This is a genomic window from Bradyrhizobium sp. WYCCWR 13022 (assembly GCF_030435535.1).
In the GTDB taxonomy this organism is placed as follows: Bacteria; Pseudomonadota; Alphaproteobacteria; order Rhizobiales; family Xanthobacteraceae; genus Bradyrhizobium.
The window spans coordinates 112,261-118,775 of record NZ_JAUIZJ010000020.1 but is presented as its reverse complement, the minus strand read 5'-3'; the positions used below and the strand labels follow the sequence as shown (position 1 = coordinate 118,775).

Here is a 6,515-nt window from a genome sequence, read left to right as displayed (position 1 = left end):
ATGTCGCCGTAGTGCATCAGGAACGGCACGTTGCCGACATGCGGGTCCTGGTAGAGGTGATCGACGCGTGCGGTGTTGAACGAGGACGAGCGCCGCTTGATCCCGTGCACGACATAACCGAGCGACAGCAGATGCTCGGCAAGGTAAGCGCCGTCCTGACCCGTCACACCGGTGACGAGAGCGACACGTTTAGTCATGATCGATCTTGTTCCCGCAGCAATTCAAATGGATGGATGGATGCACACAGAGCGCCGAACAAAGCGCGTTCCGGCGCCCCTTCTTGGCCATATCAACCGGCGCGGGTCAACCCCGGGAAGCGGCCCGGAAACCGGGATACCGGCAGCGCGGGGACGGATTGGACCCGGAACACAATCGTGATACTGAGCACACAGAGCGACGGGGCCGGTTTCGCGCCCATCTTAGCGACACAAACTCGAGCCGAAATGCCCCTTGACAGAACGAGCTCAGCGAACGACCAAGCGGTGCGCCCGGCTATTTTCTTCGATCGGGACGGCGTTCTGAATTTCGATACCGATTATCTGTTCGAGATCGACAAATTCGTCTGGATCGACGGCGCGATCGAGGCTGTCAAAGCAGCCAACGAAGCTCGCTACTTTGCCTTCGTGATCACCAACCAATCGGGCGTAGCGAAGGGGCTCTATGAGGAGACCGACATACATCGGTTGCATTATTGGATGGCACGTGAACTGGAGGCGCAGGGGGCACGGATCGACGCTTTCGAATATTGCCCGTTTCATCCCGACGGATGCATTGAGCGTTACCGGCGCATCAGCGAACGCCGCAAGCCGCAACCTGGCATGATCATCGAGCTTCTGAACAAATTTCCAGTCGACGCGAGCCAGACCTTCGTGGTCGGTGACAGGCCATCGGATATCGAAGCCGCACGCGCAGCGGGCCTCCCCGGCCACGCCTTTCCGGGCGGAAATCTGGAGAATTTCGTCCTGCCGCTGCTGGGGAACGGATAACGGCGTGGCGAAAGCTCCCAGGTTCATTCTCGCGACGGAATATTATCCGCCCGACCCGAGCACGACGGCAATCTATCTCGGTGCGATTGCCGATGCGATCGCGCTCGACATGCAGACCGTAGTCCTGTCGGGGACAATCGGCTCTGCAAAGCAGAAGTCCGGTAATGACACCCCCGAGGTCATCGAGATCGCAAACTGGAGACCACCTAAGCAGGCTCTCGTAAGCCGCCTCATCGCAAGTTCCGCGCTGGCGTTTCGCTTGTTCTGGCGCGTCTACAAACGCGCAACGCCGGGGGACGTCGTCATGTCGATAACGAGCCCCTTCACGCTGCCCTACGCGATCACGCTTGCCGCAAGGCTGAGGGGCGCGAGAACGGCACTCCTGATCCACGACCTCTATCCGGAAGCTCTGCTGGCCGCCGGACTGGTACGTCAGACGTCGCTCGTCACGCGCCTCCTGCGCCTCGCCAATGGCTGGCTGTTCAGGTCCCTGAACGCAATCTTCGTCATCGGCCGGGACGTGCCTCCGCTGCTGCTGCGTTATCCACGCGTGCGCGCTGAGAACATCCATTTCGTACCGAACTGGACATTGCTGCCGATCGGCTTCCGAGAACCCGATGACGGCAGCCGTTTCAGGAAACCCTATTCGGCGCCCTTCGTCGTCGGTCTTTGCGGCAATCTCGGCTTCACCCATGCGCCTCGCACCGTGTTTGAATCCGCACGGCTTCTGCAGCGTGAGAAGCGCATACACTTCGTTCTGTCCGGCTGGGGTGTCGGCTGGAACGAGCTGAAAACCCTTCAGGCCTCGGCGAATTTGGGCAACGTCACCTTGCTGGATCCGGTGCCCGAAGAGCAGCTTGCCGAATTTCTTGCGATGGCCGACGCCTGGGTCATTCCCTACCGGCGCAACGTCGCTGGCGTCTCGATCCCAAGCAGGCTTTACAATCTTCTCGCCGTCGGGCGGGCCGTCATCGTCGGAACGGAACCGAATTCGGAAGCCGGGCTTGCCGTAGCTGAGGAAGGCATTGGTTGGGTCGTGCCTCCGGAGGATCCGACCAGCTTGGCGCTGGCGATCTCCGCTGCCGCGTCCGATCGCGCGGCGACGCTTGAGCGAGGCAGCAAGGCTGCGGTCGCTGCGCTGAAATACAGCCAGCAAGCTTCGACGCAGCGCTACCGTGACATCGTAAAGCGCTTATGCACCGAAGGCGGAGCGAACCCGAGTTGACCGTCTGCGATCAGAGTGCGGTCGTAAGGCAGGCTCGAAAATAGCGCGCCTACCCATCGGTGAGCATTCGATCAGACTGCGCCGGCCTGCGTGCCGCAGCCCGCGTAATGGCGTCGGTAAAATCGGCGGCGAACTTTGCGACCCGCCCTTCCACGGACGATCCCAACTCTTTGAGTCGCAAAGGCTCAGTCTTGGCGGCCGCCTTGGCAAGGTGCGCGGCAAGAGCTCCCGGATCGTCGACGTCGAAATAGCTTTCGACGTCGTGGGTCTGCTCACGATGCACATCCAGATTGGATATGATCATCGGCACCTCAAACGATTTCGCTTCTTCCACCGTCGTGCTCCAACCTTCGAAACGTGAGGGATTAATCAGTGCACGGCACGACCGTAGCAGCGCATAGACGTGCGCGAGAGGAATCATTCCGAGATAGCGGAAGCTATCTTGCAACCCGCGTTTCTTAACTTCCCGCATGATGCTATCGAAGCACACAGGCGGTTCGTCAGGACCACCCGATACCGCAACGACGGGCTTGATCCCCCGGCCCGCCAGGATCGTGAGCGCATCGAGAACCAATTGGTGATTCTTGTGGCGCCAGAATTGGTTGGGCAGATAGAAATATTGCTCGGGCAATTCGTAAAGACGGATGACCTCGCTCGGGTTCGCTGCCAGAAGGTCGTCGGTCGGGCGACTGGCGAACTTAACGACGGACATTTGATTTCGTGCACGGGCGTAGTAGCGCTTGCAGTCGTTGAGAGCGCTTTCGCTGCTCAGGATGATCGAACGTCCCGATGCAAGCTGTGCGCGGAAACCGATCTCGCGGCGCCACCAGGCTGCCTTCGAAAAAAGGTGAGGAAGGCTCCTGTGCTGCAGGTCGGGAAACCACGCGACAACGGGAAACGGAAGCCGCCAGCCGAAGAAGCGCGCATGTTCAAACACGACATCGACGCGCGCTTCGTCGAATGCGGCCGCTGCCGCGTAATCGATCCCGGCAACGAGTGCGCTCGTCAAGCCGGAATGGTCGCGCTCGAATGCCCTGCGCTTGAGGACTTCAACACCGGGAATCCGTGCAAAGGTCGCCAGATCGTTTTCGTCGTCCGACAGTCCCGCAAACACGACAGCTTCCAGCTCGCCGGGACGATATCTGTGCAGCGCGACGAACAGATTGCGGAGGTAGTTAAATCCTCCAGCATGCAGGCGACGCGGTATGAAGGTAAAACCGACACGTAGCGGTCGACTCAACGAATCTGCTCCTTGAACCAGGCAACGTAGTCGGCGATGCCAGCCCGAACGGCGATTTGCCACTCGAAGGACAATGCAGTCAGCAGACCGGGATCGGCAACGAGGCCGAAAGGGTCGCCTGCACGTGTCACACCTGAGAACTCGATGGGAATTCTCCCTCCCCAACTGCGGACAATGGATTCGGCGATATCGGCGACCGATGTGGCAACGCCGGAACCTCCGTTGATGACTGCGACCGGCTGATCCTGCCGGTTGTCGCCGATGCGCGCCAGCAGACGCGCAACATCGCGGACGTCAATCCAATCCCGCAGCTCTTGTCCGGTTCCACCGAGCTTCAACACCCCAGCGCCTTCGCTCAGGCGCGTGCAGAGGTCCCACAGCAACTGCTTGCGCAGATTGGCGCCATAGACCGAGAACAGCCTCACGATCGTGCTCTGCAAGCCGAAGGTGGCCGCATAGCTACGACAGAGCTGCTCGATCATGAGCTTGTGCTGCCCATAGGGAGACACCGGGTTGGTCGGGGCGCTTTCGCTCATGCGATTTGCATTGCCGGCTCCGTAGACCGCCGCGCTGGACACGACCACGAGGTGACACTCGGGTGCGCTGGTTCGCAGCCATTCCAGCAGCCGGGCCGACGTCGCCACCGTGCGCGAAAAATCCTCGTAGGGCTGCGCGATGGACGCGCCGACGGACGATCCGCCTGCAAGATGGAATAAGACGGTCGGCAGCCCGGTGTGTACCGCCAATGCGCCGAGATTTGTGGAATCGACCTCGCCGTTGAGCCAACGGCCTATCCCAAGCCGGCGCCTCTCAGATTCATCGAGCGCCCCGTGGCCGAGGCCGTGCACGGCCGATCCCCGCTGGGCAAGCTCGCGGATCAAATACCTGCCGATAAATCCGTTCCCGCCGGTGACCCAGATTGTCATGATAGCGCCCCACGCCCGCAGCCTGCCGCATTCATCGAAACGTAGCGAAACATGCGAGGTGATACCGAGGCGACCGCGACGCGGCGCGAAGTACGGGAAGACCTTTTGCCCGGTCTCGATGGATTCGTAGAGAGCCGAGAACCCCTCGGTTCACGGACAAGATGTTTATCGAGCATATACAAGAGCTGCACCAGGGAACGGGGCCAAGGGCGGTCGTCCAATCTCCGGGGCACGACTCTGCACATCCGCAGCGCCTCTCTCATAATTCATGCAATTCCCGGAACATGCTCACGCCTCTCAAAAATTTAAGAGCGGCCAGCAATGCTACTTATAAGCAATGAACGAATACAACCGGCCAGGCCGGTTGTCGAAATAGCTGCCGACCCTTAAGGCTATTTCGATTACTTTCCGAGAAATCACGACTCGCACGAGCGAGGAGAGATGAACTTTCCGAGAATATTTTTCTACGAGTTCGTCTCGAATGCGGTCGGTCGTGTATGGATAGAGATTTATAGGACTCGTAAGCGGTGAAAGCACATTGATTGAGCGAAATCTCGCTTCCTTCAGCGCGCCAAGGTATTGGTCCAAGCGGAACGCATTCTCTCCCCCATAAAGATGATGTAGCGGATGTAGGGCGAGGAAGCGAGGCAAGTCGCTATCTTTGGTGATTACGTGTTCTCTCGCTGCTAGCAGCAAACCGCCGGGTTTAAGCACCCGATACATTTCCGAGCATGCATTCCCAAGGTTGCGAGTATGATGAAGCACTGCTCGCGCAAAAACGACGTCAAAGCTCGCGTCAGGAAAAGGAAGTTGCTCTGAAAACCGCTCAACAACCTGTATATTGAGCTGCGCTTCTGTCGAAAGCCTCCGGATTGCAGCCGCCCCAACGATCGCGCTCGGATCAGGCTCGAGAGCCGTGACTTCGAATCCCAGCCGAGCCAACGCATAGCTTGCTATGCCCCGTCCTGCGCCAACATCCAGCGCTTTCCCTCGCTTGGCCGCCAACAGACGTGACACTTCCTGCCACTCTGCAGACGCACAGTACCGGTCAGCCGCAACGATGAGCGGATCATCGTAGAAGGCGTCCAACACAAGCTGCTGTTGGTCCGGCTGCTCGCGAAGCCAACAGACTGCGTCTTCCCAAGAGCTTTTGGCGATAGAGTTCATGAGCTTGAATCTAGCCCGCGATCAATTCCTGAAACCGCATCCATTGACGTTGTTTGCTATACTTGGCCTGGACCATATTGTGACCCGCCTGCGCGATCGATGAGGCCCAAGCCGGATCGGATAGAAGTCGACGAACTAAAGCAGGAATCTGGTCGGGCGATGAGTAAGTTACCATGGTCTTACCATCTATAAATCCCTCTGGGTAGTGCCCATCATCCGTCAGAAGAACTGAACCACAACCGGTCGCTTCAAAGCACCGCATGTTTCCGCGATCCGACCCCGCCATATCAACAGCGCCATTCAGGACTATACGCGCATCCGCAAATTTCGCGTACATCTCTCGCCCATATACCGGCCCCTGTGTAAACTCTCGTACCCGACGAGGATATGCATGCTTCCTCAGGACAGGAACAAACGGAAAAGCATTGGCTAAACGCGCCAAACGTCCTTCTTCGAGATGCAGACTCATTCGAACGCCTTCAAGAGACGCAGCCTCCTTCAATGCGGCCGTCCTCGCGACGTGATGGCGAGAAAATCCTCCAACGAATACCAGATCCAACGATCTCTCCGCCTGCCCCGCATAATTACTCATCGCAGGATCATATGCCGGCGCGAAATAGGCAGTTCGGCACCCCCTCCGCTCCCAGTCCCTCAAAATCGACGGAAAATTGCATATGACAAGATCATATCCAGTCAGATCCACATTCCCGGAAGGTGCCGCCCGCCAGCAGATAGTGCGCCTTACACATCCCGGCAGTCTTCTGACGAAATCAGAACCATACAGCATGGGATCCAGGTTATAGAAAACTTCAGCCTTATGTTCTTCGATCTGTGCCAACAAGATCTCGGCCAAGTCATCTGTCCGAAGGCCGCGCTCGCGTGCCCAAGCATTCTGCAGGTCGTCATCATCCCCGTTTGTGTAGAATGCCAACGGATCGCATTCGAGCACAGGATGCAGAATGTGCAACGCT

General features: G+C 58.4%; 7 protein-coding genes. 2 read left to right on the top strand and 5 right to left on the bottom strand.

Going from position 1 to position 6,515, the window contains the following annotated elements; translation table 11 throughout:
- Positions 1-197, bottom strand: a 197-nt coding sequence (locus QY049_RS26735) for a GDP-mannose 4,6-dehydratase (RefSeq protein WP_301270177.1), incomplete at its 3' end; no start/stop codon positions are given.
- 246 nt (positions 198-443) lie between these two features.
- Between QY049_RS26735 and QY049_RS26730 the strand changes: the two genes are divergently transcribed.
- Together QY049_RS26730 and QY049_RS26725 are read left to right on the top strand one after the other, a co-directional pair.
- Positions 444-986, top strand: a complete 543-nt coding sequence (locus QY049_RS26730) for an HAD family hydrolase (RefSeq protein ID WP_301270176.1) — start codon at positions 444-446, stop codon at positions 984-986.
- Positions 987-990: 4 nt separating this feature from the next.
- Positions 991-2,211: a glycosyltransferase family 4 protein gene (locus QY049_RS26725; RefSeq protein WP_301270175.1), complete on the top strand. Its 1,221-nt coding sequence runs from the start codon at positions 991-993 to the stop codon at positions 2,209-2,211.
- A 49-nt stretch (positions 2,212-2,260) separates the two neighbouring features.
- Here QY049_RS26725 and QY049_RS26720 read toward each other — a convergent pair whose 3' ends face one another.
- The 4 genes from QY049_RS26720 to QY049_RS26705 all read right to left on the bottom strand — a co-directional run bounded on the left by QY049_RS26720 (position 2,261) and on the right by QY049_RS26705 (position 6,397).
- A complete protein-coding gene (locus QY049_RS26720) occupies positions 2,261-3,451 on the bottom strand; it encodes a glycosyltransferase family 1 protein (RefSeq protein ID WP_301270174.1) in 1,191 nt (396 codons plus the stop codon).
- Positions 3,448-4,377 carry an NAD(P)-dependent oxidoreductase gene (locus QY049_RS26715; RefSeq protein WP_301270173.1) on the bottom strand — a complete coding sequence of 310 codons (930 nt, stop codon included), beginning with the start codon at positions 4,375-4,377 and terminating at the stop codon, positions 3,448-3,450. Before QY049_RS26715 ends, QY049_RS26720 begins: the two co-directional genes overlap by 4 nt.
- Positions 4,378-4,701: 324 nt before the next feature.
- A complete protein-coding gene (locus tag QY049_RS26710) occupies positions 4,702-5,544 on the bottom strand; it encodes a class I SAM-dependent methyltransferase (RefSeq protein ID WP_301270172.1) in 843 nt (280 codons plus the stop codon).
- A 10-nt stretch (positions 5,545-5,554) separates the two neighbouring features.
- The gene (locus tag QY049_RS26705; RefSeq protein WP_301270171.1) at positions 5,555-6,397 is read right to left on the bottom strand and encodes a glycosyltransferase; all 843 of its coding nucleotides are present in this window, start codon (positions 6,395-6,397) and stop codon (positions 5,555-5,557) included.
- Positions 6,398-6,515: the final 118 nt, after the last annotated feature.